1 protein-coding gene is annotated in these 1,069 nt (G+C 69.3%); it reads left to right on the forward strand.

The genetic code is table 11. The features are described 5' to 3' along the window. Positions 1-120: 120 nt before the first annotated feature. A partial coding sequence (locus ACFZCP_RS45925) for an IS481 family transposase (protein WP_391443286.1) occupies positions 121-1,069 on the forward strand: 949 nt, incomplete at its 3' end.

Raw genomic sequence — 1,069 nt, forward strand, 5'->3', positions numbered from 1 at the left:
CTAGGTGTTCTGTCCATGGAGGTTGGTGACAGCGATCACTGACGTGTGATCTTGAAATGGGTGAGGGCCCTCTGGCCTGGTGTGGATTGCGACATCTGCACCGGCAACAGAAAGGCCCTCGTGCCCCACCGTAATGCACCCCTGACCGAGACCGGACGGCTGCGCCTGGCCCGCTGCGTGGTCGAGGACGGCTGGCCACTGCGCCGGGCCGCGGAACGCTTCCAGGTCTCGCCGACCACCGCCCAGCGGTGGGCCGCCCGCTACCGCAGGCTCGGCGAGGCAGGCATGACCGACCGCTCCAGCCGCCCCCGCCACAGCCCGCGCCGCACCCCGACCCACACCGAGCGCCGCATCATCAAGGTCCGGCTCCTGCGCCGGTGGGGACCGGCCCGCATCGCCGGCCTGCTCCGGCTGGTGCCCTCCACCGTGCACCGCGTCCTGACCCGTTACGGACTGGCCCGCCTCGCCCATCTGGACCGGGCCACCGGCCGCGTCATCCGCCGCTACGAACGCGACAAGCCCGGCGAACTCGTGCACGTCGACATCAAGAAGCTCGGCAACATCCCCGACGGCGGCGGTCACAAAGTCCTCGGCCGGGCTGAGGGGCGCAGAACCCGCTCGAACGCCGGCTACAGCTACCTGCACACCGCCGTCGACGACCACTCCCGCCTGGCCTACAGCGAGATACACGCCGACGAGAAGAAGGAGACCGCCACCAACTTCTGGAAGCGGGCACACGCCTACTTCACCGAGTGCGGGATCACCGTCGAGCGGGTCCTGACCGACAACGGCTCCTGCTACCGCTCCCGGCTATGGCGCCAGGCGCTGGCAGCGGCCGGGATCGCCCACAAACGGACCCGGCCCTACCGGCCGCAGACCAACGGCAAGGTCGAACGCTTCAACCGCACCCTGCTCGACGAATGGGCCTACGCTCGCCCCTACCGCTCCGAGGCCGAACGACGCCAGGCATTCGGCGAGTGGCTGCACACCTACAATCACCACCGCGGACACACCGCGCTCAAGGGCCAACCACCCGCCAGCCGCGTCCCCAACCTCACAGGGCAATACA

The organism is Streptomyces sp. NPDC007971 (genome assembly GCF_042958635.1).
GTDB lineage: Bacteria > Actinomycetota > Actinomycetes > Streptomycetales > Streptomycetaceae > Streptomyces.